The sequence below is a fragment of the Ensifer sp. ENS11 genome, assembly GCF_014851895.1.
In the GTDB taxonomy this organism is placed as follows: domain Bacteria; phylum Pseudomonadota; class Alphaproteobacteria; order Rhizobiales; family Rhizobiaceae; genus Ensifer; species Ensifer canadensis.
The window spans coordinates 125,430-149,061 of record NZ_JACVAN010000012.1 but is presented as its reverse complement, the minus strand read 5'-3'; the positions used below and the strand labels follow the sequence as shown (position 1 = coordinate 149,061).

The following is a 23,632-nucleotide window of genomic DNA, read 5'->3' as shown; positions in this document are numbered from 1 at the left end:
TCCGCCATATCCAGCAACTCATTTATTGTGCAAAATATATGACTCTATTGGCGACAACGCAAGCGACTACGACAGATTCGCCGGGGTAGCGAGAAGCTTCAGGTTGCTGCCCTCCAAAGAGCCGTTCGCTAGGCGCTTCGAGCAATCACCGGGTTCGCCCGCAATAGAGCCATCAGCACCGGTCCGAGCGAAAACTCCCCTCGCCGCGCCTTATCCGTCAGATTGCGAAGATTACCGCCGGCCGAGTTGATGTGCCCTGCCCTCTCGAGAATGCAGGCCACGCGCCGCGCCCTGGAAGAGCGGCTGCGGCGCCTCGCGAATGCCGGAAATCGCGAAGTGCTTCTCGAGGAACTGGCGGCGAGCCGTAAACGCTGGGCGAAGCTCCCGGTGCTGGATAAGCGCTCTGCCGATGAGATTTTGGGGTATGACGAAAACGGCCTTCCCAACTGATGGTCATCGACACATCAGCAATTGTTGCGATCGCGTTCAACGAACCGGACGCAGAAACCTACGAGCAAAAAGTAGTCGACGCTCCGCGGCGTTTCATTTCAGCTGCGACAATTCTTGAACTGTCCATCGTGATCGAGGCTCGCCTCGGCGAGGCGGGCGCTGCCGAGCTCGATCTATGGCCCTACAAAGCGGGTGTCGAAGTCGTCGCTGTCGACGCGGAACAGATTGCTATTGCAAGACGTGCCTGGCGCAACTTTGGCAAGGGCCGGCACCCGGCGAGCCTGAATTTTGGGGACTGTTTTTCCTATGCGCTGGCCAAGTCGCGCAACGAGCCATTGCTCTTCAATGGTGACGATTTCTCGCGCACAGACATAGAGGCAGCATGACAAACGACGAGCGGGGTCGTCGCACACAAACGGTGAGCGGAGCCCCTAGCCCGGGGTCGATCGCGCCGACCGTTCAAAAATCGAGGGCGGCGTTGTCGACCACTTCCTTCATCACGAAGAACGTCCTTGTCTGGCGGACGCCCGGCAGCGCGATCAGCTGCGTCCCGTGGATCCGATTGAAATCGGCCATGTCACCCACGCGAATTTTCAAGAAGTAGTCGAAGTCGCCGGCAACGAGATGACAGTCGAGGATGAACTTCAGCTTCTCGACCGCCTTTTCAAATTCGCGAAAACTCTCCGGCGTCGAGCGATCGAGCACCACGCCGACCATGACCAGCGCGCCGCGATCGACCTTCTGCGGCGCCACAAGCGCACGCACATTGCTGATGTAACCTTCCTCGAACAGCCTCTGGGTCCGTCGCTGGCATGTCGCAGCACCGACATCGACCATTTGCGCCAGCTCCGCATTGGTCAGCCGGCCGTTCTTCTGCAGCAGGCGCAGCATCTTGAGATCGATACGATCGAGTTCACCTTGCATGGAAGAATCTTCCTTGTTTGTCGTGATATGCGGATGCAATCTGTGATCTTATGCAATCTGCCGGGGCAAATGCAAAATCTTTGCATGATATTAGAGAGCACCTTCCACGTGATGGGTGGTAGCGTTTCCTGACTTTCAAAACAGAAGGAAGGGAACAACATGCTGGAAAAATTCGAACGTTACCCGCTCACCTTCGGGCCGACGCATATCGAGAAACTCGACCGGCTCTCGGGCCATCTGGGCGGTCAGGTCGAGATCTACGCCAAGAGAGACGACTGCAATTCCGGCCTCGCCTTCGGCGGCAACAAGCTGCGCAAGCTGGAATATATCATTCCGGATGCGCTCAGCTCCGGAGCCGATACGCTGGTGTCGATCGGAGGCGTTCAATCGAACCACACGCGCATGATCGCCGCCGTTGCCGCCAAGATCGGGTTCAAATGCCGGTTGGTGCAGGAGAGCTGGGTGCCGCACGAGGACGCCGTCTACGACCGCGTCGGCAACATCATGCTCAGCCGTATCATGGGCGCCGAGGTCCAGATGGTCGATGAAGGTTTCGACATCGGCATCCGCCAAAGCTGAGAGGCTGCGATCGAGGACGTGAAAGCGCGTGGCGGCAAACCCTACGCCATCCCCGCTGGCGCCTCCGTGCACAAGTTCGGTGGGCTGGGCTATGTCGGCTTTGCCGAGGAGGTGCGTGCGCAGGAGGAAGAGCTTGGCTTCAAGTTCGACTACATCGTCGTCTGCACCGTCACCGGCTCGACCCATGCCGGCATGCTGGTGGGCTTTGCCAAGGACGGCCGCCAGCGGCAGGTCATCGGCATCGACGCCTCGTTCACCCCGGCGCAGACAAAAGCACAGGTTCTCGACATTGCCCGCAGGACCGCCGAGTTGGTCGAGCTCGGCACCGATCTCACCGAAGAGGACGTGGTGCTGCTCGAGGATTATGCCTATCCGGTCTACGGCGTGCCCTCCGACGAGACCAAGGCGGCGATCCGGCTTTGCGCCCGCCTCGAGGGCATGATCACCGACCCCGTCTATGAAGGCAAATCGATGCAGGGCATGATCGATCTCGTTCGCAAGGGCTATTTTCCCGAGGGATCAAAGGTTCTTTATGCCCACCTCGGCGGCGCCCCAGCGCTCAACGGCTACGGCTACACCTTCCGCAACGGCTGATATCTCCGCCGGCCGCCGGGTATCTCGACCCACCGCTTCGAGCGCTACGGCCGGGCAGGACTGTCCGGCCGTGGACAAGAGGACATCAATTCAGGCGAGAGCGCGATCGACCGCCGCAAGCGCATGGAGTTCGGTGGTGTCGAAAACCGGAACGGGGCTGTCGGCTTGGGAGATCAACAGCATGATCTCGGTGCAGCCCATGATGATCGCCTGGGCGCCGCGTTCCACCAGTCGCTGAATGACCTGACGGTAGGCGTCGCGCGACGCGTCCTCGACACGGCCGACCACGAGCTCCTTGTAGATAATGTCGTGGACGGTTTTCCGGTCCTCTTCGCCGGGCACCAGAACGTCCAGCCCATGCCGTTCGATCAGCCGCCCCTTGTAGAAATCCTGCTCCATGGTGAAGGCCGTGCCGAGCAATCCGACGCGGCTGAGGCCGAGCGCCTTGATCTTCTCCGCCGTCGGGTCGGCAATATGCAAGAGCGGAATGGAGACGGCTGCGGATATGGCATCGGCCATCCGGTGCATGGTGTTGGTGCAGATCACCAGGAAATCCGCGCCGCCGGCTTCAAGGCGGCGGGCCGCATCGGTCATTTCGCCCGTCAGGGCCGACCAGTCGCCAATATGCTGCAACCGCTCGATCTCACCGAAATCCATCGACCACATCAGGCTCTTGGCCGAGTGCACGCCGCCCAGGCGCGCCCGGACTTCCTGATTGACGATACGATAGTATTGGGCAGAGCTTTCCCAACTCATGCCGCCGATAAGTCCCATGACCTTCAATGCACTTGTCCTTCCCGATTGCGAGCAAACCTCTCGGCGATCCTAATTTCTGCCACATCCGCCGCCGCACAAGCAACACACGCTAATGGATCTCGTGCCAGAGCTCCGCCCCGCAGCGTGGACAAGGCGGCACCATTTCGCCCGGAGAAAGCTTGAGGATTTCGGCGCACTGCACGCAGGCAAGACGGCGTTTCTCACGAACGGCGGATCCGGACCGGAACTGCGTCGGCTTGCTGATGTCCCAGGGCGGCTCGATCAACAGCCCCTGCCTGGTCGACGGCTCATCGAAGGTGAAAACCGACAGCAGCCCGTTGGTTTCGAAATAGGCGGCCCGCACCTGTCCGAGATGCCGCACCTGCTTCAGGCGGAGCTGCTCGAACAGCTCGTCGTGGCCAACGTTCAGCCGCTTCAGCGCCTTCCAGAGGATTGCGCCATCGCGCACCACCTCGACGCTGACGCCCTCGATCACGTCCTCGAGCTTTCGGTTGCGAGCAACGATGTAGCTCAACGACTTGTCCAGCAGCACGACCACGGTGATGACGACGATGCAATGGACGAGCGGGACGTCGGGATAGAACATCGCATCGCCAACCGCAGAGCCAAGCGCGATCACCAGCAGGAACTCCACCAGCGAGAGCTGGCCGATCGACCGGCTGCCGATCCATCGGATCAGGAACAGGGTGTAGGCGTAGATGATCAGCGTCCTCAGCGCGATCTCGAGCAGGAAAAGCGGCGGCTCGTCGCCGATCATCATCCTGCCGAGATCGAAAGCCACGAACGGCTCATTCATGGGAACACTCCTCCACAAGGCGCCGGGAGGCGCTGACGGTTCCTCGTTTTCTATCTGTAGCGCTGGATGAGAAAGGCGAGAGCGAAGTGCGACCCGGGCGCGTGCGGCGTCATCGCCGTCCCGAACTTTTTGCCGCCATGAATGAACCAAAGCCGACACGAGGCGTTTGCCTATCAGTGCAACCACAACGTCAGGAGATTCGCAGATGGATTGGAATCGTGTTGAAGGCAACTGGAAGCAGTTCAAGGGCAAGGTCAAGGAACAGTGGGGCAAGCTCACCGACGACGACCTCGATCAGATCGCCGGCAAGCGGGATCAGCTCGAAGGCAAGATCCAGGAACGCTACGGCATCGAAAAGGACCGCGCTCGCCGCGATATCGACGAATGGTATGGACGTCAGCTCTGACCGTTCAACGATTTCAGAAACCCCGCTCCGGCGGGGTTTTTTTCTGAGAGCACGACGGAAATGGAACTTTGTCAGGCCAGCCGGGTTGTTGGCGTGGCCGCAACAGTGGCCGCATCATGACCCCAGGGAGAAATCCGACAACGATGGGAAGACCCGTGCAAGAGAACCGGCCCGTGGCTCAAAGAGACGTGGTATACGGCTGGAGCAAGATCTATGATCTGACCGAATTCATCCGCGCCTATGATCTGCCGCCGCTCGAAGCCCGGCCCTTGTTTGAGAAATATGGCCCGTCGCGGCAGGCCCTGGATGCCGCCATGAAAGCACGCAAAAGTTGTACGTGAGAGCATCTTTCGAAGACCGGAGAACCCCTGCAAGGAGAAAGAATGCGGCTCTTCCAGTGTAGCGCCTGCGGTCAGACGATCCATTTTGAAAACCGCAGCTGCATGCGCTGTGGATCGACCCTCGGGTTCGATCCAGGCGATGTGGCGATGCACGCGCTGGTGCCACTCGACGACGGACTGTGGCAGGTCCACGGCGGCGGATCGCGGACCTTTCGCTTCTGCGACAATGCCGTCATCGATGTCTGCCATTGGCTGGTGCCGGCCGATCAGCCCGATCGCTACTGCGTCGCCTGTCGTCACAACACCATCGTGCCGACAATCGACGGCGTCGGCCTTGAGCGCTGGCGCAGAATAGGCCTGGCACAGCGTCATCTGTTCTATTCGTTGTTGCGCTGGCGGCTGCCGCATCCCACCCGCGAGCAGGATCCGCAGAACGGGCTGGCGTTCGAATTCCTCGCCGACACCGTCGATACCTACGGCAACACCGTACCTGCCCGAACGGGCCACAAGAATGGAATGATCAGTCTGCGCGCCTCCGAGGCGGAGGACGTCGTTCGCGAAAGCGTGCGAGTATCGATGAACGAGCCTTACCGCTCGCTGCTCGGGCACTTTCGCCACGAGATCGGTCACTTCTACTGGCAGAAACTCGTCGCTGACGAGGCGACAAGGATCGAGGCGCGCGCACTGTTCGGCGATGAGACACAGGACTATGCGGCAGCACTGCAACGCCACTACTATCAAGGCCCTCCCGACGACTGGCAGGAACGGTTCATCAGCCCCTATGCGAGTGCCCATCCGTCAGAGGATTTCGCCGAGTGCTGGGCCCATCTCTTCCACATCGTCGACGCCTTGGAGACCGGGCGCGCCTTCGGCATGGTCCTCGATCCGATCGGGCATGATACGCTCGAGGCCGAAATCCCCTTCGATCCCTATCGGGAGCCGAGCGCAGGCGTGCTTGTCGAGGCGTGGGTGCCGCTCAGCGTTGCGCTCAACGCCATCCAGCGGTCGATGGGCCAGCCCGACAGCTATCCCTTCGTCCTGTCGCAGCCGGTTATCCAGAAGCTGGATTTCATCAATCGGCTGATCCTCGGCGCCGCCACTTCGAGCCGGTAAAGGCCTCCGGATTTGAGGCTGGGGCGTGATCACCGAGCCGGGTTGGACAGAATGCAAGCGGAACAAAATCCCATCGCGCCGCGTTGCCCTGCGTTAGCAAGCGCTTGCGGAGGGAATTATGAGCGGCGCAGAAGCATTGGCGGCAGCGCTGGCGGGAGCAGCGGGATCGCAGACGATCGAATCGAGAGCTGTCCTCGACAGCCTTCCGATCGCGATCTACACCACGGATGCGGCCGGGGTCGTCACCTATTTCAATCGCGCTGCGGCGGAGTTGGCGGGACGCGAACCACGCCTCAATGCGGACCGCTGGTGCGTCTGCTGGCGCCTGCATCGACCTGACGGCACGGTGCTGCCGACCGATCAATGCCCGATGGCCGAGGCGCTCCTCAGCAAACGCGCCGTTCGTGGCGAGGAATTGATCGTCGCGCGTCCCGATGGGACAATGGTGGCGGTGGTTCCTTACCCGACACCGATCTTCGATGCCGAAGGCGAGATGATCGGCGCCGTCAATGTCCTCATCGACATCGGCAAGCGCAAGGCGGCGGAAGAGGAACTGCGCGCCAAGACCGACCGCATTCAGGCGCTCGATCGCATCTCCAGGCTTTTAGCCAGCGACCTCGATATCGAGCATATCGTCCAGACCGTGACCGACAGCGCCACGGAACTCAGCGGCGCGAAATTCGGTGCGTTCTTCTACAATGTCGTCGACGAGACCGGTGAGCATTTTCAACTCTTCACCCTGTCCGGCGCACCGCGGGAAGCGTTCGAAAAATTCGGCCCGCCGCGCAAGACGGCAGTGTTCGCGCCGACCTTCAACGGCGAAAGGGTCGTGCGCAGCGACGATATCCGCAAAGACCCGCGCTACGGGTTGAGCGAGCCGCATCTCGGCATGCCGCCGGGGCATCTGCCCGTTGTCAGCTACCTCGCCGTTCCGGTGATCGCCCGCTCCGGGGCCGTGCTCGGGGGATTGTTCTTCGGCCATGACGCACCGGGTGTCTTCACCCACGATTCCGAGGACATCGTCGTTGCCATCGCCGCCCAAGCGGCCATCGCCATCGACAACGCTCGACTGCTTGCCGACAGCCAAAAACAAAGCGAAAGCCGCCGGATTGCCGAGCTTTCCGCCCGCCATCTCGCATCGATCGTCGAATCCTCTGATGATGCCATTGTCAGCAAGGACCTGAACGGCGTCGTCACCAGCTGGAACAGGGGCGCCGAGGCACTGTTCGGATACAGCGTGCAGGAGATGGTGGGAACCCCGATCATGCGCCTCATTCCGAAGGGCCATGAAGACGAGGAAATGCAAATCCTAGACCGGATCCGCAAAGGCGAACGCGTCGATCACTATGAAACGAGACGGCAACGCAAGGATGGCACCCTCATCGACATATCGCTGACGATATCGCCGATCCTCGATAACGAGGGGCGTGTCGTCGGCGCTTCGAAGATTGCCCGCGATATCAGCGAACGCAAGGCAGCCGAGCTGGTGCTTTCCGAGCGCCTGCGCGAGCAGGCTTCGCTCTATCAGTTTACCGAGCGAGTGCACCGTGCGCGGTCGATCGCCGCCGTCTATGAGGCTGCGCTCGACGCCATTCAATCGGCGCTGCGCTGCAGCCGGGCATCGATCCTGCTCATCGACGAGACCGGCACCATGCGTTTTGTCGCCTCCCGCGGACTTTCGGAACGCTATCGCCTCGCCGTCGACGGCCACACGCCATGGAGCGCGGAGGCGCAGGATCCCAACCCGATCTTCATCGAAGATATTGGCCTGGCCGACATCTCGGATGAGTTGCGCGCAGCCGTTCGAACCGAAGGCATCGGCGCTCTCGGCTTCATTCCGCTGGTCTCGGCAGGCCGACTGATCGGCAAGTTCATGACCTACTACGACACGACGCATCACTTCGCCGCTTCCGAGGTCGACCTCGCTCAGACCATCGCCCGCCAGCTGAGCTTCAGCGTGCAGCGCATCCGGACCGAAGAGGCGAGACGGCGGGCCGAAGATCTGCTGCGGCACAACGAGGCAAAGGAGCGCGCCAGGGCGACGGAGGTGCTCGCGCTCATGGAAGCGGTCCCGGCGCCGATCTGGATTGCCAGGACCCCAGATTGTCGGGTCATCAGCGGCAACAGAAGCTCGTTCGAGCTGCTGCGGCTGCCGCCTGAGAGCAATCCCTCCCTCTCGGCACCGCCCGGCGAACGGCCCGCGCACTTCAAGGTCTATTCGCAAGACAGGTTGCTTTCGCCGGACGAATTGCCGGTCCAGCGGGCGGCACGCGGCGAAGAGGTGCGCAGCTTCGAACAGGAGATCCGCTTTGACGACGGCACGTCCCGGCATCTGCTAGGCAATGCCACGCCGCTGATCGACGCCTGGGGCATACCGCAAGGCGCAGTTGCCGCTTTCGTCGATATCACCGAGCGCAAGGAGACCGAACAGGCGATGCGCGATGGCGAGCGGCGGCTGCAGATGGCGCTCGAAGCCGGCCGGATGGGGGCTTGGGAATGGAACTTCGACACCGGCAAGGTGATCTGGTCGCCGGGCCTCGAAGCACTTCACGGGCTAGAGCCGGGCAGTTTCGGCGGCACGCTCGACGACTTCAAGGCGGACATCCACCCTGATGATCTCGCCATGGTCGAGCTTGAGATCCAATCCGCCATCGAAAGGCGCGAGGACTACCACACATCCTATCGCATCCGCCGCCCCGATGGATCCATTCGCTGGCTGGAGGCGTTCGGCCGTTTTCTGCAAGGCGCAGGACCCTCCTCGCTGCGCCTCGCCGGCGTCTGCATGGACATTACCGAACGCAAGGACGCCGAGGCGCAGCGCAATCTGCTGGTTGCCGAACTCAGCCACCGTGTCAAGAACACGCTCGCGACCGTCACCTCGATCGCCCGCCAGTCCTTCGCCATGACCCCCGACCGCAAGGAGGCCGAGCAATCGTTTCATGCGCGCATCCGGGCTCTCGCCCAGACGCATACCCGGCTCGCGGAAGCAACCTGGGCCGGCGTTTCGCTGGAAACGATCCTTTGCGATGAGCTTGCGCCCTACAAGAACGAAAACGCCGGCAACGTCTCCTTCGGCGGACCGGCGATCATGCTCTCGCCACGGCACGCTCTGGCCCTTGGCATGGCGGCCCATGAGCTCGCAACCAACGCCGCCAAGCATGGCGCGCTTTCGGTGGAAAGCGGGCATGTCGACGTCAGCTGGAGCCTGGATCGGGCCAACAAGGCGCTTCACATCGACTGGTGTGAAACCGGTGGTCCCGTAGTCGCCCCGCCTTCCAGAAACGGTTTTGGCCGGCTGCTGCTGGAACGCGTCGTCGGCTCCGACCTCGGCGCCGACGTCGAACTGGATTTTGCAAAGAGCGGTTTGAGGTACACGATCCACATGCCCTACGCCGCAGGTGCTGAACGATGAATGGCGGACAACGGAGCGTCTTTGTTGTCGAGGACGAGTATCTGCTGGCGATACAGATCCAGGACGACCTGCAGGCCGCGGGTTTCGATGTTATCGGCCCCTTCACCAGCCTGCGCAGTTCGATCGCCGCGGCAAAGCGGGAGACACCGCAGGCAGCGACGCTCGATGTCAATCTCAACGGTGAGTTCGTCTATCCCGTGGCAGACGAGCTGCTGGCCCGCGGCGTTCCGGTGCTGTTGCTGACCGGCTACGCCGCCTCCGACCTTCCCGAGCAGTATCGCAACCTTCCCCGCCTTTCCAAGCCGTTCAACAGCCGGGACCTCATCCGCACAGTTGAGGGCCTGCTGGCCGGCAAATGATCACGACCCAACTCAGGTCGCACGCCTCTTCGCGCGCGCGGCGTATTGGAGGAACCGCAGCAGGCGATCCTCCTCGGCACGCAACAGGTTGCTTTGCCTTGGCCGTGCCTCAAGCCGCCGCAGGTTGATTTTGCCCTCCCTATCGGCAAGGGCGATGATATCAGGGTGAACATAGCTCTTGCGGCAGACAGCTGGGGTGTTGTGCAACACGTCGGCCGCCGCCTCGCACATCCGCTTGACCGAGGGGCGCCGCTCCTCCGCCAGCGCCAGGCGCGCCTCGGTAAAAGCGGCGACGCTTCCCGCCCAGGTGCGAAATGTCTTGGCCGAGATCGGTGCACCGGAGATGTCGGCGAGATAGCGATTGAGCCGACCGGAATCGATCGGATGCAGATCACCGTTCGCGTCCCTGCTGACGAAAAGCTGGCGTCCGGGCAGGTCGGCAATATCTTCGAGCAACCGTTGCAGCCGCGGACTACGCAGCCGGCGAACGACACGCTTGCCGCCCTTGCCCATGAAGCGAAGCTCGATGCCCTCATCGCGCAGCTTGAGATGCCGTTTCAAAAGCGTCGTTGCGCCATAGGTGCCGTTTTCCTCGACATAGGTGGCGTTGCCGACGCGCAGGCTCGCCTGATCGAGCAGTGTCGAAAGGGCGGCGAGCACGGTGCGAGCATCGTCAAGCGGCCCATCCATATGGCGGCGAAGGGTCCGGCGAATTTTCGGCAGGGCAGTGGCGAAGTCGATCAACTGATCGAACTTGGCGTGATTGCGCATTTCCTGCCAGGCATCATGGTAGCGGTACTGCTTTCGCCCGCGCGCATCGAAGCCGGTCGCCTGCAGGTGGCCGTTCTGCTTGGAACAGATCCAGACACGCTCATAGGCGGGTGGCAGGCCGAGCGCTGCAATACGCGCTCGGGTGTCCGGATCCTTGAGGGTCGAGCCGTCCGGAAGGCGATAGCTGAAGCGCTTTCCCTTCCGGTAGCGCCTTATGCCCGGATCGGCGTCGGTCACGTAGATGAGGTCGGGTTCCATCGACGCGGGTGACAAGATTTACGCCACCGTCAGATCCGTCCCAGGAGCAGGAGGATCAAGAGAACGACGACCAGAACGCCGAGTATGCCCGATGGGCCATAGCCCCAGTTGGTCGAATGCGGCCAGCTCGGAAACGCACCGATCAGCAGCAGAATCAATACGATAAGCAGAATGGTTCCAAGCATGGCTCCACCTTCCCTAATGCGTTGTAACGTGTTGGGAAAATGCGGCGGAGGCGCATTGGTTCCGTCGCCCGTGCAGCAGCCAAGACGCAACGAGCCGCGACCGTCCCAGTGTGACCGCCATCGGCATGCTCCCTGCACCTCTCGTCCCGATGCGAATTGCGCAGCGTTTGGAACCGAACCGTTCTCTCGCGAATTGTAGCCAGACCACAGGTCCATCGACGAGGGAGGAACGGGACCCGAATATGCTTGATCGAACAGGTGATAAACGACAGGACTTCGATGAAGACAGCTGGTGGACCGTGCATCGCGGCGACAGTCCCGTCGTCGCTACGGCGATACACGACGGGCACGGCCTGCGCGCCGATCTGCGGTCGCTGATAGCCCTTGCCGATGAAGAGCGCCTGCGGGAAGAGGATCCCTACACCGCCTTTATCATTCAGGACTTGGTGAACCGGGTGATCGTGCATCGCTCGCGCTTCGAGGTCGATCTCAACCGTGCCCGCGACGGCGCGGTATATGTCGACCCCTTACAGGCCTGGGGGCTTACAGTCTGGCGAGACGCGCTTCCTCATGAACTTCACGAGGGCTCACTCGTCTTGCATGACGAATATTATCGCATGCTGCGATCGATGCTGCTGTCGATCGAGCGGCGGCATGGCAGCTTCGTCGTTCTGGATGTGCACAGCTACAATCATCGGCGCGGTGGGTCGACCGCCACACCCTCTGATCCCGAAGGTGCGCCCGAGATCAACATCGGCACCCATTCGATGAACCGCGACCGTTGGGCCGATGTGCTCGCGACACTGCTCGACACCTTTCACCGCTTCGAATTTCAGGGCAGGCGTTTCGACGTTCGCGAGAATGTCGCGTTTCAGGGGCGCGGCGAACAAACGCGTTTCATCCATGAGTACTTTCCGCAGACGGGCTGCGCGATCGCCATCGAGTTCAAGAAATTCTTCATGGACGAATGGACCGGCGAGCCGGATTTCGAGGTGCTGGAGGCATTGCGCGCGCTAGTGGCATCGACTGTGCCTGATCTCGTCAAGGCGCTGGATGCGCGCCGATGAAGAGCGCAGCGACGCCAAGGGATCACAGCGCCCGGGATCATCAGGAAGCCGGGCACCGGGCACCAGATGATGTGTGGCTCGGCGAGGTGATCGCCTGCCTTGAGGCCGGCAAAGCGGTGCGGCGCGAATTTGCCGAGGGCGGGCGCCTGCACATCGACCGACCGCTGCCCTTTCTCTGCGTGTTTATCGCCGAGGCGAAGCAAGCCGTCGTGGCACGCGAGATCACCCAGTCCAACGCCTCCTACCTGATGGCACCCGACGCCGCGGCGGCTGCCGCTGTCATCGAGGCAGTCGGAAGCGCGCTTCGACAGCGTCTCGGCGCTTTCTTCGTGCTCGAATATGGCGAACTCGAACGGGACGAGGCGCCCGCCAAGGACGCGCCCTATCTGCCGCCTTTCACGATCGAAGTCACCGCTGGCGAGGACCCGGCTGCTGAGGCCGCCGCGAAAGCCTTCCTCGGCTCCGTCAGCACGATCGAAGGCAAATTTCGCACCGCCCACATGGACCTGCTGTCGCCACCGCCGCAAGACGCCAACGGCAAAGCGCTGACGGCGTTCCCCCACATCAGTGTGCGATTTGCGCCGATCTATCGCGAGCCGGGCACGCGACGGATCTACCCGGAACTAAGAGAACGCCTGATTGCCAACATCTTCGATGCCGGTCTCAAGGCGCTGGCGGCAGCGACCCAATGCGCGACGGACACGCGCGTTTCGACGCACCGGGCCTTCGGCCGTAAAACCTTCGTCGAGACGGTGGCCCGCACCGACCGCGCCATAGACGAGATTGCCTCAAGTTTCGATTTCCTCCTGGCGGTAACGCCGATCAACGCCGATGCGGCCTGGGCGGAGTTTGTTTCGAGCCGATACGAAGTCGGCCCGCGGCTGCTCTATCGGCCGCTGACACTTGAAGTCGAGGCCGCAAAGAAGAAGCTTTTTTCGATCAGCTTCGAGCATCTCGAGGACCCGTTGCTCTACGCGCTCTATCGCCAGAAACAACAGGAGCTCGACCTGCAGCTTTCGATGATCTCGGCCCGCGAGAGCCGCACATTCGTCGAATTCGGCCGGGCGCTCTATGGTCCGGTGGAGGCTAAACTCCTCGACGTCGCCACCGATATCCTGGTGCAGACACAAAAGCGGACCGGCAAGCCCGGACAAAAACCGGCGGCTGACAATGTGGATTGCGACTACGTTCGCAACCGGGCGCAAACGATGGTTTCGGCCTATAAGCGGCAATATGCCGATTTCACCGCCTCGGTGGAGCTGCGCGACGACATTCCCGCCGGATTGCTGGTGTCGAGGAGCCAGCTGTTGATTTCGCGCAGCACGGCCATGAGCCGGCACCGCGTCGAGGCCCTGCTCAATCACGAAATCGGCGTGCACCTGCTGACCTATTTCAACGGCTCGGCGCAGGGGCTGCGGCTCTTCCGCTCGGGCCTCGCAGGCTACGAGGGCATGCAGGAAGGGCTTGCCGTGTTTGCCGAATATTTGAGCGGCGGCATGACGCTGGGGCGCCTGCGGCTGATTGCGGCGCGCGTGATTGCCTGCGCGGCGATGTTGAACGGTGCGCTTTTCCCGGAGACCTATCGGCTGCTCGTCGATCAGCATTGGTTTCAGCCTGATGACGCCTTCAACATCGTCCTGCGGATCTATCGCGGAGGCGGGTTGGCGAAGGACGCGATCTATCTGCGCGGGCTTCTTCAGCTGCTTGCCCATCTGGCCGCAGGCGGCAGTCTTGAACCCTTCTGGATGGGCAAGATCGCCGCCTCACATTTCGCAGCCATGCAAGAGTTGAGCTTGCGCGGCTTGCTGGGTGCGCCGGCGGTGCGCCCTATATTTCTGGATGACGCCCATGCACGTGCCCGGCTGGACCGGGCGCGTGGGGGAATAACCCCGCTCGACATGGTCGCAGAGTAGGAGATCCGATGCGCATAGCCTTCTTCGTCAACTCGATAGACTCCGAGACAGCGTCCTACACGACGACGGCGCTGGCGCTTGCCGCCCTCTCCCGCGGGCATGAAATCTGCTACGTCACCCCGGCGGATTTCATCCTGCGGCCCGACGACAAGCTGATGATCCGGGCGCGCAGCCTCAACGGTACGAAGCCGAAAAAGCCGGAAACGTTCATTTCGGCTTTGAAAGCCGACGATGCGAAGATGAGCGTCGTCGACATCAGCGAGATCGATGTGCTGTTTCTGCGCAACGACCCGTCCGAAGATGCGGAAGGCCGGCCGTGGGCCGCCAATGTCGGCGCCAACTTCGGGCGCCTCGCCTCGGAGCGCGGCGCGATCGTCGTCAACGATCCCTCCGGTCTGTCGCTTGCGCAGAACAAGCTTTACTTTCAGGATTTCCCCCGGGCCGTGCGCCCGACGACGCTGATTTCGAAGAACATCGAAGAGATCCGCGCGTTCATCGACGATCATCGCGACGGCGTCATCCTCAAGCCCTTGCAGGGCTCAGGCGGCAGGAATGTCTTCAAGATAAAGTCGAGCGAGGAAGCCAACCTCAACCAGATCTTCGAGGCCGTCAGCGAGATCGGCTATCTCATTGCCCAGAGCTACCTGCCAGAAGCCACGGCAGGCGATATCCGGCTTTTCCTGATGAACGGCCGCCCGCTCGTTCGCGACGACGTCTATGCCGCTTTTCGACGGGTTCCGGCCAAGGGCGAGGTGCGGTCCAACATCCACGCGAGCGGCACCGCCCAGGCGGCAACCATTACCCCGGCCATACTGGCGATTGCTGAAAAGCTGAGGCCCAAACTGATCGACGACGGCATGTTCCTGGTGGGCCTGGATATCGTCGGCGACAAGATCCTGGAGATCAATGTCTTCACACCCGGTGGTCTGCAATCCATTCGGGCCCTGCATGCGATCGATTTCGCCGAAGAGATCGTGATTGCCCTGGAAAACAAGGTAGCCATTCGCGAGGCCTATGGCGGCGCCCTGTCCAACCGCGCGTTGGCGACGCTCTGACATGGCCTTCACATCGCCTGGCCGACCAGGAGACGAGTTCCGCAGCAGCGGGACCTACAGCGCCGCGCGTCTTATTAGACGCGCAAAGGTCGCTGTAGCACTTTGAATTGCTGCATGTTTTTATCCCTAAATCGAAGGATTTAGGGAAACATGCAGTGGTATCACTCCTGGCGCGACGCCAAGAGCTTGTCGATGCGCATGCCGTCCATGTCGATGATTTCGAAGCGCCAGTCCTGGAAGTCGAAGGTTTCGCCGACATGCGGAAGATGGCCGAGGATCTGCAGTGCAAAGCCGGCAATGGTGTGAAAATCGCCCTCCGGCCGGTCATGAATGCCGAGCCGCTCAAAAGCGTCGTGCGCCGACATCAGCCCTTCAATCAGCAGCGAACCATCCGCGCGGGTGACGATGTCAGGATCGCTCGCCTCCGTATCCGGCAGGTCGCCTGCAATCGCCTCCAACAGGTCGGTCTGGGTGATGATGCCTTCGAGGCTGCCATATTCGTCGACGATGATCGCCAGACGGACGGGCGCGGTCTTGAAGGTTTCGAGGACACGGAAGACGCGCGCCGATTCGTGCAGCACCAGCGGCTCTCGCATCGCCTTCATCGGATCGAGCGTCTGGCCGTCGAGCAATTGATCGAGCAGATCCTTCTTCAGCACCATGCCCAAGGGATAGTCGATGCCGCCTCGGCCGATGAGCAACTGCTCATGGTGACAATCCCTGACGGTGCGCAGGATTTCCTCCCGCGTGTCGTCTGCATCGATCCAGTCGATTTCCATGCGCGGGGTCATGAAATCGGAAATCCGGCGGTCGCCGATGTTGAAGATCCGTTCGACCAGTTCCTGCTGGGCAACATCGAGGAGACCGGCCTCCTGGCTTTGGGCGACAAGCAGCTTCAGTTCGGTGGGCGAATGCATCGACGCCTCGCCGGTGCCGGGCCGCAGACCGACCAGTCGAAGCACGAGATTGCCGAGGCCGTTGAGAGCCAGAATCGCCGGACGCAACAGAAACAGGAAAAATCCGAGCGGACGCACGACCGCAAGGGCCGTTCCCTCGCTGCGCTGCAGCGCCAGGCTCTTCGGCGCCAGTTCTCCGAGCACGATATGAAGCGCGGTGATGATGATGAACGAAATCGCGACCGCGATCGCATGCGAACCGAACGAGGCCCATGCCATCGGCAGGCCGCTCAACAGCGGCTGGATCAGATGCGCCAGAGCGGGCTCGCCCACCCAGCCGAGCGCCAGCGACGATATGGTAATGCCGAGCTGAGTGGCGGCCAGGTTGGCGTCGAGATTGTCGACGGCATGCTGGAGCGCACTGGCGTTCATTCGCCCCTGTGCCACCAATTCGGTCACGCGGCTGCGGCGGACGGAAACCAGCGAGAATTCGGCCGCAACAAAAAAGCCGTTGGCGGCAACGAGCAGAAATACGGCCAGTATCCCGAGATAGTCGAACATACTGCCATCCGAGCCGGACATGGTCTCCCTTCGGGCGCGTCGCGCCTCGCATTGTTGAAAATGCGATCAGCCTAACATGCTCTTGCCGTACACGTCAGACGGGACGCAGGCGATCTTTGTGACTTCGCCCGCATCCCGGAATGCGCCCGGACGGCCCTGTCGGCCGGGCGTATCGCTTCGTCCTAGTTGCCGCCTTCAAGATTCTTGAGCGCCTCCAGATCCGCATGCGAAACGAACTCGCAGGCGAGCAAGGTCTTGCCGGGAATGGCTTCGCTTTCGCGGGCAACGATCGACACGATGCCCATCTCCGCTGTCGGCTGTTCGGCATCGGGCAGAACCCGTGCATAGCCCTTGGTGGACGTGCCGAGAATGCTGCTTTTTTCGCGCTCCAGCTGGTAGCGGGCCGCCAATTCGTCCGCACGCGCGCCTTCGATCAGCACGCCGACGGAGCTGCCGGCGAAGATAACCTCATTCGTCTTAAAGCCATCGCGCCCGATGTCGGACGGCAGCTTGTAGACATAGGCCGTCAGCAGCGACGTATCGGGTTTCACCAGCTTCTCGGCGGCGTCATAGAACTCGGTTGCCGATTGCATCGTGTAGGGCGGGTTGCAGAGGGCGCCGTCATAAAAGGCCGCGACATCTTCGGATGCAAAGGCTGCGGGCACGCCTGAAACGGCGAGGACGGCAAGGGCAGGCAGAAAAACTCTTGAAAACAAAATCATGACTCCAATTGCCCGCGAGGTTACTTCCCCGCTCGGCTGACGGCTGATCGACAGTTGTACACATGGCGCAACACCGAAAGGGATACAACAACTTGTCATGGCAGATCACGACAATCCCGCACGCAGCAGGCGTCGATTCGGCGGGTCAAACCGTCGCAGCGACCGGGGACGCGGTCACCCTGCCGCTCCGGACGGCCATATCTCGCAGAAGCATCGAAGCGGCCTTGCTCCCGCACGACATCGTCCTAACTTGCCAACTATCGGTTGCCGGCGAGACCACGCGGTCGAACGGGCAAAATCTTTTACGCGGGAGCACACATGACATCTCTTGAACCCCGTCTGACTGAGCTTGCCCATGGCGGAGGATGCGGCTGCAAGCTTGCGCCCTCGGTTCTGCAGCGGCTTCTCGCCAATCAGCCGGCCATGCAGCCCTTCTCCCAGCTTCTCGTCGGCAACGAGATGGCGGACGACGCGGCGGTCTGGCAGGTCGACGACCACACCTGCATCATCGCCACCACCGATTTTTTCATGCCTGTGGTCGATGACCCGCATGATTTCGGGCGCATCGCCGCAACGAACGCGATCTCCGACATCTACGCCATGGGCGGCAAGCCGATCCTGGCGCTTGCGATCCTTGGGATGCCGATCAACAAGCTTTCCCCCGAGACGATCGGCAAGATCCTCGAAGGCGGCGCCTCGATCTGCGCGCAGGCCGGCATCCCTGTGGCAGGCGGGCATTCGATCGATTCGGTCGAACCCATCTACGGCCTTGCCGTCATCGGCATCTGTCGCCCGGAACAGGTGCGGCGCAATAGCGGCGCGAAGCCGGGGGATGCCTTGATCCTCACCAAGGGCCTTGGCGTCGGCATCTATTCCTCCGCCTTCAAGAAGAAGGCGCTGCCGCGGGCTTGTTATGAGGAGATGATCGCCTCGACGACCCTTCTCAACCGGATCGGGTCCGAGCTTGCCGCCGATCCGCATGTGCATGCGCTGACGGATGTCACCGGCTTCGGTATTCTCGGTCATGGGCTCGAAATGGCCCGCGCGTCCGGCTTGACCGTGTCGCTCTCCCTCGCGAACATTCCGTTCCTGTCGCAGGCCGAAACGCTTTCCCGAGAAGGCTTCATCACCGGCGCGTCGGAGCGCAACTGGGCGAGTTATAGCAGCGAGATCAAATTGCCCGATGGTATGGCGGACTGGCAGCGTCTTTTGCTCGCCGACCCGCAAACATCAGGCGGACTTCTGGTGGCCTGCGATGCCGCCAGCGCTGACAGTCTGGTCAAGACGATCCGGGACGCTGGCTACCCGCTCGCCAGCATCGTCGGCTACACGCAACCTGGCCCCGTGCAGGTGGAGGTTCGCGCCTGAGTGAAAAGGGGAGATGGAACAACCGGCCGCAGCATCCCGTTGGTAGAGCAACGCTGAAGGAGAATGCCATGCGCGATCCCCGATTTGCCCTTGCCACCGCTCTCTTCCTCGCCTGTCTGGGCATGACTGTCCCTGCACATTCGCAGGAGAACGATGCCAACACCGGATGCGATGCGACCGCCGGGAAGGCGGACCCGGCGACGGAGCCCGACCGTTTGAGCGCGGATGGTACAGCACCCGGCAACGCCGGCTCGACCGGCTGGACCGGCGGAACAGGCGGCGCCCTTATCGGTACAAATCCGCAAGGCGCGTCCGAGGACTCCCCGACATGGCAACCACCGACCGCGCGTGGCCTCGATCTCGCAATGACGCCCGAGGATATCAAGAAAAACGGTTGCTAGCCTGCGCATGATTGCACTCAGCCTTCAGCACAAAGGCCGTGAACCGCTATTGCCGAACGGGACAAGACCGAGACTGGAGATCAATGGGGCTTGATCTCCTCAATCGACAGCCGCAATCCGTCGACATTGAAGAACTCGCCCTCGCGGATCAGTGAGCGGTCCTCGTTGAGATTGCGAACCAGAGAGGCAAGCCGTCCCCTGGCGACATGGTCTTCGACAAGACCCTCCGGGCCGGCGCGGTAAAACACGACGCCGGACCACTTGACGCCGGCGCCGGCGAAAAGAGCGTCCATATCCTGCCATCGGGTGTCGTCGCCGACGACGTGAAGATAGGCCGAGCGCAGGAGGTCTAAACGGGTCTCGCCGATCGCCAGCAGGACGAAGAGCATGGTGAAAGCGCCAGCCTCGCCATAGGTGGAAACGATCCAGTCATCGAAGTCGGTGCTGCAGGGCGCATAAGCCATCAGCGATCTCCCGATGGCGGAAGAGAATGGGAGTCGAACCCACCCAAGACAGCCTCGCTGCCCCACCCGGATTTGAAGTCCGGACGCCCCACCGGGGACGAATCTCTTCCTTGCTTCGCCTCGGGCGTGGCTCCGTCATAAAGGTCGAGCCTGTGGGGATTGACGCGCCGGATGTCGCCGCGCCGAAGCGTCACTCCCTGGCGATCGAAGAACTCCAGGATCTCGATCGCCACCTTTCTACCGCTGTTCACGCGATCCCGAAAGAGACCGGCGGCAAATTCGCCCCGTTCGGCCTTGCCCGCGATATCCCTTATGATTTCAACCATTTCTGCGGTGGTGGAACGGATGAAGAAATGATCGTGCCGGATCTCATCGACACGTCCGAGCCTCGCCCATAGTTTGAGCACGCGCCGGATCTCCCGCTCGTCGACGCCGAGCACGTCTGCAAGGTCGCGCACGCGCGGCGGGCGAAAGCGCTCCTCTCCTTCGAGATGCGGCAAGATTTTGCCAAGTAACGCCTCCTCGCTCTCGCTTAAACGAACCTCATGGCCCGGCAGGCGAACGAAGGCGCCCTCGAGTACGAGGCGTCCGGCGGCCTGTTCCTGCCTGAGCAGGAAGAGAACGGCAGGCATCGGCAATCGCGGCGTCACCTGCAGGCGCAGGCGCTCTCGGCCGATGCCTTGCAGATCCGGATTTTCGACATGGAAATCGGCGAGAATTCGTCCGACGTCCTTCGACAGGTCGTCCAACAGCGACACAGACAAGGCATGGCGCACATGCCCGGCCTCGATCACGATGGCGTGGGATAACTCGACGGCCTCGCGTAGCTCCTCCTCCGATACGGCCCTATTGCGCGCGAAGGCATCGAGATCGACGATATAGGGCGGCGCTTCCAGATGCGCGGCAAGGGCCGGGCCCGTTTCCGCAACGCCTGCCGCATCGAGATAGGCTATCCGCTCGGGTGTCCGGCGCTTGCGCAATGGCGCACGCAGATCGAGAAGCCGCCCGCCTCCGATGGTGCGCCGGGCGGAAACGTCGCGCAGGATGTAGCGATCACCGACCGCGGCGGCGATCGGCCGATCGAGAACAAGCTGGACCTTCGCCCGCTCGCCGGGACCTACAGGGTTTTCAAGCGGCACAATACGGACCCCGACTTCAGCACTGCCATGATGCAGGCGCGCGGAAAACCACTCGCTGATCGGCTTCGGCTCACCCTTGAGCACAAACAGGCCCGCATCGATGCGTGTGGTCGGCGCATGCAGATAGGGATCGAGCACCATGTCGCCGCGGCCGACCTTGTCCTTGGAGATGCCGTCTCCCACCAGATTGAGCGCGCAGCGTTGACCCGCGACCCCGCGTTCCGACCGCTGGTCCTGGGCATGGATCGAGCGCACGCGCGCCCCTTGTCCGGATGGCGAAATCATTACGTTGTCGCCGACCGCAACCGAACCGGAAAGGACCGTTCCCGTCACCACCGTTCCGGCGCCCGAGAGAATGAAGCTGCGATCGACCGAAAACCGAAACCGGCCCGCCGCATTTGCTTTCACGGTTGCCCTTTCGGCCTCGGCCAGGCGGTCTCTGAGATCGGCGATACCGAGGCCCGTGGCGGCGGACACGGGAAGGATTTCGGCGGTGCGAAGACCCGTTGCCGAAAGCATATTGCCGATCTCGACACTGAGCCCCAGCAACCGCTCCGCATCGGCAAGATCGGCCTTGGTGATCGCGACCAATCCCCTTTCGATGCCGAGCAGATCGAGAATGGCCAGGTGTTCGAGCGTCTGCGGCTTGATGCCGTCATCCGCCGCAACGACGAGGAGGGCGAAGTCGATGCCGCCGGCACCGGCGAGCATCGTATGGATGAAACGCTCATGGCCCGGCACATCGACAAAGCCGGTGACCGCTTCGGCAAATTTCGCATAGGCAAAGCCGAGATCGATGGTGATGCCGCGTGCCTTCTCCTCCTTGAGGCGATCGGTATCGACGCCGGTCAAGGCTTTCACCAGACTGGTCTTGCCGTGGTCGATATGACCGGCGGTTCCGACGATCATGGTCGCGCCTCCGCCGGGGGCTCAAGCGCGCGCCTCTCGGCGATGCCGATCTCGCCGGGCGACAAGCTCTGGCGCACCGGGCCGATGAAAGGTTGCGCCAGGGCACTGCCCCCATTGGTCGCGCGGATCAGCCAGACGAGTGCCGCGACGCCGTCGCGGGCCGTGCCGGCGCCCATGTGACAGGCGGCGCCAAGCATCGCCTGCGCGTCGGCATCGCCGGCCATGGCGCCGCGGCGCCACCAATCGACGGCCCTCTCCGGATCGCGATCGACACCCGAAGCGTTGTGATAGAGCATGCCGAGCCGGGTCATCGACGAAGCAATGCCCGCTTCAGCGGCACGTTCCGCCCAGTGGCGCGCCTCGACCGGATCGGACGGCATGATTTCGCCTTCTAAAAGCATCCAGCTCAGCATGTCCTGTGCCGGCGCATCGCCCTTCTCGGCGGCGCGGCGATAGTAGTCGGCGGCAATACTATAATCGCCATCCGCGTCCTGCATGTGGAAGGCTGCATAGTTGCGCTCGCCGACGGGATCGCCCGCTTCGGCCGCCAGCCGCAGCCATTTGCCCGCCAGGGCCCGATCCTGCGGCACGCCGAGCCCCTCGGCAAAACAGGCGCCGATATTGTTCTGTGCCCGCGCGACGCCGGATTGCGCCAGGGGCTCCCATAGGCGCAGGGCGGTCTCATAGTCGCCGTTCCGGGCGGCAGTCAGGGCTTGTGTCATCTCATCGGCGTCCGACGCCGCCTCGGGCATACGCCCTGTCAAACGGTCAAGCCAGTGCATGTCCGACGCCCTCGGAGAGGCTTTTCAGGAACTCGCTCTCGTCGGAAAGACAGCGAAGATCGAGGATGAGCGCCCCGTCCTGCAGACGCCCCAATATCGGGCGCGAAAGCGAACGGAAAAGCGCCGCGAGCGCTTCGAGCGCGCTGCCGCTTGCAGCCTCGATCCGGAGGCCGGCGCTTTGGATCGTGTCGACCGGCAGCGCGCCCGAACCGATCTGGCTCGAACAGTGGCAGATTTCCACCCGATGTCCGCTCGGGGCAAGAAGTCTCGCCACCTCGGGCGCGAGCCGTTCCGCCTGCGCGCGGATCTCGTGTTGCGGACGCGCCAGCATGCGAAGGGTGGGCAGCCGCGCTGCGAGCCGATCCGGGTCGCGGTATAGCTTCAACGTCGCGGCCGTCGCCGCGATGCGGATCTTGTCGACCCGCAAGGCCCGCTTCAACGGATTGCGGTTGATCGCGGCGATCAGATCGCGGCGGCCGACGATAAAGCCGGCCTGCGGGCCGCCCAGCAGTTTGTCGCCCGAAAATGTAACGAGATCTGCACCTTCGGCCACGGCTTCGCGAACGGTCGGCTCCTTGCCAAGGCCATAGCGCCGGAGATCGACGAGCGTCCCGGAGCCGAGATCGTTCAGAAGAACCAGACCGGCTTCGTGCGCGATCGCAGCAAGTTCGGCGCCGGAGACCTCGGCCGTGAACCCCTCGATCCGGTAATTCGACGTGTGCACCTTGAGGATGAGCGCCGTTTCGGGGCCAATCGCCCGACGATAATCCCCGGCATGAGTGCGGTTCGTGGTGCCGACCTCGATGAGCGCCACACCTGCACGTTCCATGATATCGGGCATGCGGAACGCACCGCCGATCTCGATCAGTTCGCCACGGGAGACGATCGCCTGCCGTCCGCCACCAACCGTGCCCAGCGCGATCAGCACGGCGGCGGCATTGTTGTTGACGACCGTCGCGTCCTCGGCGCCCGTCAGCTCGCAAAGCAAATCGCGCAGGTGGCTGTCGCGCTCGCCGCGCCGGCCGGTGTCGAGATCGAACTCCAGTGCCGCCGCCTCTCGCATCGCATCGACGGCGGCGACAATCGCCTCCTCGGCCAGGAGGGCACGACCGAGATTGGTGTGCAGCACGGTGCCGGTGAGATTGAAGAGCGGGCGCAGATTGGAGCGATCCCGATAGTCGAGCCGGCTCACAAGCGAGGCAATGACGCCGTCCGCATCGGGGATCAAGCCGCCACTGCGAACCGTCTCGCGGATTTCGCCGAGCACGAGGCGCAGCTCTTCGGTCACGACGACACGACCATGCCGCTCGACAAGCGGCGCGACGGCCGGCGCCTTCAACATCTGGTCGACGGACGGCAGGGTGCGGAGTTCGGCAAGCCCGCCCATTCC

Annotated in this window: 21 protein-coding genes, 1 tRNA gene and 4 pseudogenes; 13 read left to right on the top strand and 13 right to left on the bottom strand. The window is 62.4% G+C overall.

Annotated elements, in window-relative coordinates:
* Positions 1 to 128 precede the first annotated feature (128 nt).
* Positions 129 to 281 (bottom strand): annotated as a pseudogene (repC, locus tag IB264_RS21955) (replication initiation protein RepC); the annotation flags it as partial.
* On the opposite strand from repC, the pseudogene IB264_RS21950 reads away from it, so the two are divergent.
* Together IB264_RS21950 and IB264_RS21945 are read left to right on the top strand one after the other, a co-directional pair.
* A pseudogene (locus tag IB264_RS21950) lies at positions 277 to 450 on the top strand (type II toxin-antitoxin system VapB family antitoxin); the annotation flags it as partial. The pseudogenes repC and IB264_RS21950 sit on opposite strands and share 5 nt — an antisense overlap.
* Positions 450 to 836, top strand: a complete 387-nt coding sequence (locus IB264_RS21945; RefSeq protein ID WP_025429739.1) for a type II toxin-antitoxin system VapC family toxin — start codon at positions 450 to 452, stop codon at positions 834 to 836. The pseudogene IB264_RS21950 and the gene IB264_RS21945, both read left to right, overlap by 1 nt.
* 73 nt (positions 837 to 909) lie before the next feature.
* Here the strand turns inward: IB264_RS21945 and IB264_RS21940 are convergent, their stop codons facing one another.
* Positions 910 to 1,374 (bottom strand): Lrp/AsnC family transcriptional regulator, encoded by a 465-nt coding sequence (locus IB264_RS21940; protein ID WP_057223836.1) that lies wholly within the window; start codon positions 1,372 to 1,374, stop codon positions 910 to 912.
* 159 nt (positions 1,375 to 1,533) lie between these two features.
* Here IB264_RS21940 and IB264_RS21935 point away from each other — a divergent pair.
* Positions 1,534 to 2,547 (top strand): annotated as a pseudogene (locus IB264_RS21935) (1-aminocyclopropane-1-carboxylate deaminase).
* Positions 2,548 to 2,637: 90 nt separating this feature from the next.
* On the opposite strand, the gene IB264_RS21930 reads toward IB264_RS21935, so the two are convergent.
* Both IB264_RS21930 and IB264_RS21925 read right to left on the bottom strand, forming a co-directional pair.
* On the bottom strand, positions 2,638 to 3,330 hold the full coding sequence (locus IB264_RS21930; protein WP_200951446.1) for an aspartate/glutamate racemase family protein: 693 nt from the start codon (positions 3,328 to 3,330) through the stop codon (positions 2,638 to 2,640).
* A gap of 82 nt (positions 3,331 to 3,412) precedes the next feature.
* Positions 3,413 to 4,120, bottom strand: a complete 708-nt coding sequence (locus tag IB264_RS21925; protein ID WP_057223832.1) for a DUF421 domain-containing protein — start codon at positions 4,118 to 4,120, stop codon at positions 3,413 to 3,415.
* Between the two features lie 205 nt (positions 4,121 to 4,325).
* On the opposite strand from IB264_RS21925, the gene IB264_RS21920 reads away from it, so the two are divergent.
* The 5 genes from IB264_RS21920 (at position 4,326) to IB264_RS21895 (ending at position 9,751) form a co-directional block, all read left to right on the top strand.
* Positions 4,326 to 4,526, top strand: a complete 201-nt coding sequence (locus tag IB264_RS21920; protein WP_025429734.1) for a CsbD family protein — start codon at positions 4,326 to 4,328, stop codon at positions 4,524 to 4,526.
* Between the two features lie 155 nt (positions 4,527 to 4,681).
* Entirely contained in the window at positions 4,682 to 4,867 is a 186-nt protein-coding gene (locus tag IB264_RS21915; protein ID WP_128090568.1) for a hypothetical protein, read from the top strand.
* A gap of 42 nt (positions 4,868 to 4,909) precedes the next feature.
* Entirely contained in the window at positions 4,910 to 5,980 is a 1,071-nt protein-coding gene (locus tag IB264_RS21910) for a putative zinc-binding metallopeptidase (RefSeq protein WP_025429732.1), read from the top strand.
* Between the two features lie 118 nt (positions 5,981 to 6,098).
* Positions 6,099 to 9,392, top strand: coding sequence for a PAS domain S-box protein (locus IB264_RS21900; RefSeq protein ID WP_057223831.1), 3,294 nt, complete (start codon positions 6,099 to 6,101; stop codon positions 9,390 to 9,392).
* Positions 9,389 to 9,751 (top strand): response regulator, encoded by a 363-nt coding sequence (locus tag IB264_RS21895; protein WP_057205942.1) that lies wholly within the window; start codon positions 9,389 to 9,391, stop codon positions 9,749 to 9,751. Before IB264_RS21900 ends, IB264_RS21895 begins: the two co-directional genes overlap by 4 nt.
* 12 nt (positions 9,752 to 9,763) lie before the next feature.
* Here the strand turns inward: IB264_RS21895 and IB264_RS21890 are convergent, their stop codons facing one another.
* Together IB264_RS21890 and IB264_RS21885 are read right to left on the bottom strand one after the other, a co-directional pair.
* Entirely contained in the window at positions 9,764 to 10,780 is a 1,017-nt protein-coding gene (locus tag IB264_RS21890; protein WP_082571756.1) for a DNA topoisomerase IB, read from the bottom strand.
* Positions 10,781 to 10,809: 29 nt separating this feature from the next.
* Positions 10,810 to 10,965 (bottom strand): DUF3309 family protein, encoded by a 156-nt coding sequence (locus IB264_RS21885; RefSeq protein WP_082523479.1) that lies wholly within the window; start codon positions 10,963 to 10,965, stop codon positions 10,810 to 10,812.
* A 242-nt stretch (positions 10,966 to 11,207) separates the two neighbouring features.
* Between IB264_RS21885 and IB264_RS21880 the strand changes: the two genes are divergently transcribed.
* Genes IB264_RS21880 through IB264_RS21870 form a run of 3 tightly spaced genes read left to right on the top strand, consistent with a single transcriptional unit; the run spans position 11,208 to position 15,000 of the window.
* Entirely contained in the window at positions 11,208 to 12,032 is an 825-nt protein-coding gene (locus IB264_RS21880; protein ID WP_057205936.1) for an N-formylglutamate amidohydrolase, read from the top strand.
* Entirely contained in the window at positions 12,029 to 13,945 is a 1,917-nt protein-coding gene (locus IB264_RS21875; RefSeq protein ID WP_082571755.1) for a flavohemoglobin expression-modulating QEGLA motif protein, read from the top strand. Before IB264_RS21880 ends, IB264_RS21875 begins: the two co-directional genes overlap by 4 nt.
* An 8-nt stretch (positions 13,946 to 13,953) precedes the next feature.
* Positions 13,954 to 15,000: a glutathione synthase gene (locus tag IB264_RS21870; protein ID WP_025429726.1), complete on the top strand. Its 1,047-nt coding sequence runs from the start codon at positions 13,954 to 13,956 to the stop codon at positions 14,998 to 15,000.
* 161 nt (positions 15,001 to 15,161) lie between these two features.
* Here IB264_RS21870 and IB264_RS21865 read toward each other — a convergent pair whose 3' ends face one another.
* A complete protein-coding gene (locus tag IB264_RS21865; protein WP_057223827.1) occupies positions 15,162 to 16,478 on the bottom strand; it encodes a hemolysin family protein in 1,317 nt (438 codons plus the stop codon).
* Between the two features lie 161 nt (positions 16,479 to 16,639).
* Positions 16,640 to 17,173 carry a hypothetical protein gene (locus tag IB264_RS21860; RefSeq protein WP_225906383.1) on the bottom strand — a complete coding sequence of 178 codons (534 nt, stop codon included), beginning with the start codon at positions 17,171 to 17,173 and terminating at the stop codon, positions 16,640 to 16,642.
* A 324-nt stretch (positions 17,174 to 17,497) separates the two neighbouring features.
* On the opposite strand from IB264_RS21860, the gene selD reads away from it, so the two are divergent.
* Together selD and IB264_RS21850 are read left to right on the top strand one after the other, a co-directional pair.
* Positions 17,498 to 18,547, top strand: a complete 1,050-nt coding sequence (selD, locus tag IB264_RS21855; RefSeq protein ID WP_057205926.1) for a selenide, water dikinase SelD — start codon at positions 17,498 to 17,500, stop codon at positions 18,545 to 18,547.
* A gap of 68 nt (positions 18,548 to 18,615) precedes the next feature.
* A complete protein-coding gene (locus IB264_RS21850) occupies positions 18,616 to 18,948 on the top strand; it encodes a hypothetical protein (RefSeq protein ID WP_025429722.1) in 333 nt (110 codons plus the stop codon).
* An 80-nt stretch (positions 18,949 to 19,028) separates the two neighbouring features.
* Here IB264_RS21850 and IB264_RS21845 read toward each other — a convergent pair whose 3' ends face one another.
* The 5 genes and pseudogenes from IB264_RS21845 to selA all read right to left on the bottom strand — a co-directional run bounded on the left by IB264_RS21845 (position 19,029) and on the right by selA (position 23,629).
* Positions 19,029 to 19,412, bottom strand: a complete 384-nt coding sequence (locus IB264_RS21845) for a hypothetical protein (protein WP_057223826.1) — start codon at positions 19,410 to 19,412, stop codon at positions 19,029 to 19,031.
* A 14-nt stretch (positions 19,413 to 19,426) separates the two neighbouring features.
* Positions 19,427 to 19,522: transfer RNA gene (locus IB264_RS21840), tRNA-Sec, on the bottom strand.
* A gap of 114 nt (positions 19,523 to 19,636) precedes the next feature.
* Positions 19,637 to 21,460: pseudogene (gene selB / locus IB264_RS21835) on the bottom strand (selenocysteine-specific translation elongation factor); the annotation flags it as partial.
* Positions 21,457 to 22,242, bottom strand: a complete 786-nt coding sequence (locus IB264_RS21830; protein ID WP_057205920.1) for a tetratricopeptide repeat protein — start codon at positions 22,240 to 22,242, stop codon at positions 21,457 to 21,459. The gene IB264_RS21830 and the pseudogene selB, both read right to left, overlap by 4 nt.
* Positions 22,229 to 23,629, bottom strand: a complete 1,401-nt coding sequence (selA, locus tag IB264_RS21825) for an L-seryl-tRNA(Sec) selenium transferase (protein ID WP_057223821.1) — start codon at positions 23,627 to 23,629, stop codon at positions 22,229 to 22,231. The genes IB264_RS21830 and selA overlap by 14 nt, the downstream gene beginning before the upstream one ends.
* Positions 23,630 to 23,632: the final 3 nt, after the last annotated feature.

Bases quoted from the DNA above. Each gene is read 5' to 3' on its own strand.
- selD (WP_057205926.1), top strand. From the start codon at position 17,498: ATGACATCTCTTGAACCCCGTCTGACTGAGCTTGCCCATGGCGGAGGA.
- IB264_RS21885 (WP_082523479.1), bottom strand. From the start codon at position 10,965: ATGCTTGGAACCATTCTGCTTATCGTATTGATTCTGCTGCTGATCGGT.
- IB264_RS21940 (WP_057223836.1), bottom strand. From the start codon at position 1,374: ATGCAAGGTGAACTCGATCGTATCGATCTCAAGATGCTGCGCCTGCTG.
- IB264_RS21865 (WP_057223827.1), bottom strand. From the start codon at position 16,478: ATGTCCGGCTCGGATGGCAGTATGTTCGACTATCTCGGGATACTGGCC.
- IB264_RS21890 (WP_082571756.1), bottom strand. From the start codon at position 10,780: ATGGAACCCGACCTCATCTACGTGACCGACGCCGATCCGGGCATAAGG.
- IB264_RS21845 (WP_057223826.1), bottom strand. From the start codon at position 19,412: ATGGCTTATGCGCCCTGCAGCACCGACTTCGATGACTGGATCGTTTCC.
- IB264_RS21945 (WP_025429739.1), top strand. From the start codon at position 450: ATGGTCATCGACACATCAGCAATTGTTGCGATCGCGTTCAACGAACCG.
- IB264_RS21920 (WP_025429734.1), top strand. From the start codon at position 4,326: ATGGATTGGAATCGTGTTGAAGGCAACTGGAAGCAGTTCAAGGGCAAG.
- IB264_RS21850 (WP_025429722.1), top strand. From the start codon at position 18,616: ATGCGCGATCCCCGATTTGCCCTTGCCACCGCTCTCTTCCTCGCCTGT.
- IB264_RS21875 (WP_082571755.1), top strand. From the start codon at position 12,029: ATGAAGAGCGCAGCGACGCCAAGGGATCACAGCGCCCGGGATCATCAG.
- IB264_RS21895 (WP_057205942.1), top strand. From the start codon at position 9,389: ATGAATGGCGGACAACGGAGCGTCTTTGTTGTCGAGGACGAGTATCTG.
- IB264_RS21900 (WP_057223831.1), top strand. From the start codon at position 6,099: ATGAGCGGCGCAGAAGCATTGGCGGCAGCGCTGGCGGGAGCAGCGGGA.
- IB264_RS21830 (WP_057205920.1), bottom strand. From the start codon at position 22,242: ATGCACTGGCTTGACCGTTTGACAGGGCGTATGCCCGAGGCGGCGTCG.
- IB264_RS21925 (WP_057223832.1), bottom strand. From the start codon at position 4,120: ATGAATGAGCCGTTCGTGGCTTTCGATCTCGGCAGGATGATGATCGGC.
- IB264_RS21910 (WP_025429732.1), top strand. From the start codon at position 4,910: ATGCGGCTCTTCCAGTGTAGCGCCTGCGGTCAGACGATCCATTTTGAA.
- IB264_RS21880 (WP_057205936.1), top strand. From the start codon at position 11,208: ATGCTTGATCGAACAGGTGATAAACGACAGGACTTCGATGAAGACAGC.
- IB264_RS21870 (WP_025429726.1), top strand. From the start codon at position 13,954: ATGCGCATAGCCTTCTTCGTCAACTCGATAGACTCCGAGACAGCGTCC.
- selA (WP_057223821.1), bottom strand. From the start codon at position 23,629: ATGGGCGGGCTTGCCGAACTCCGCACCCTGCCGTCCGTCGACCAGATG.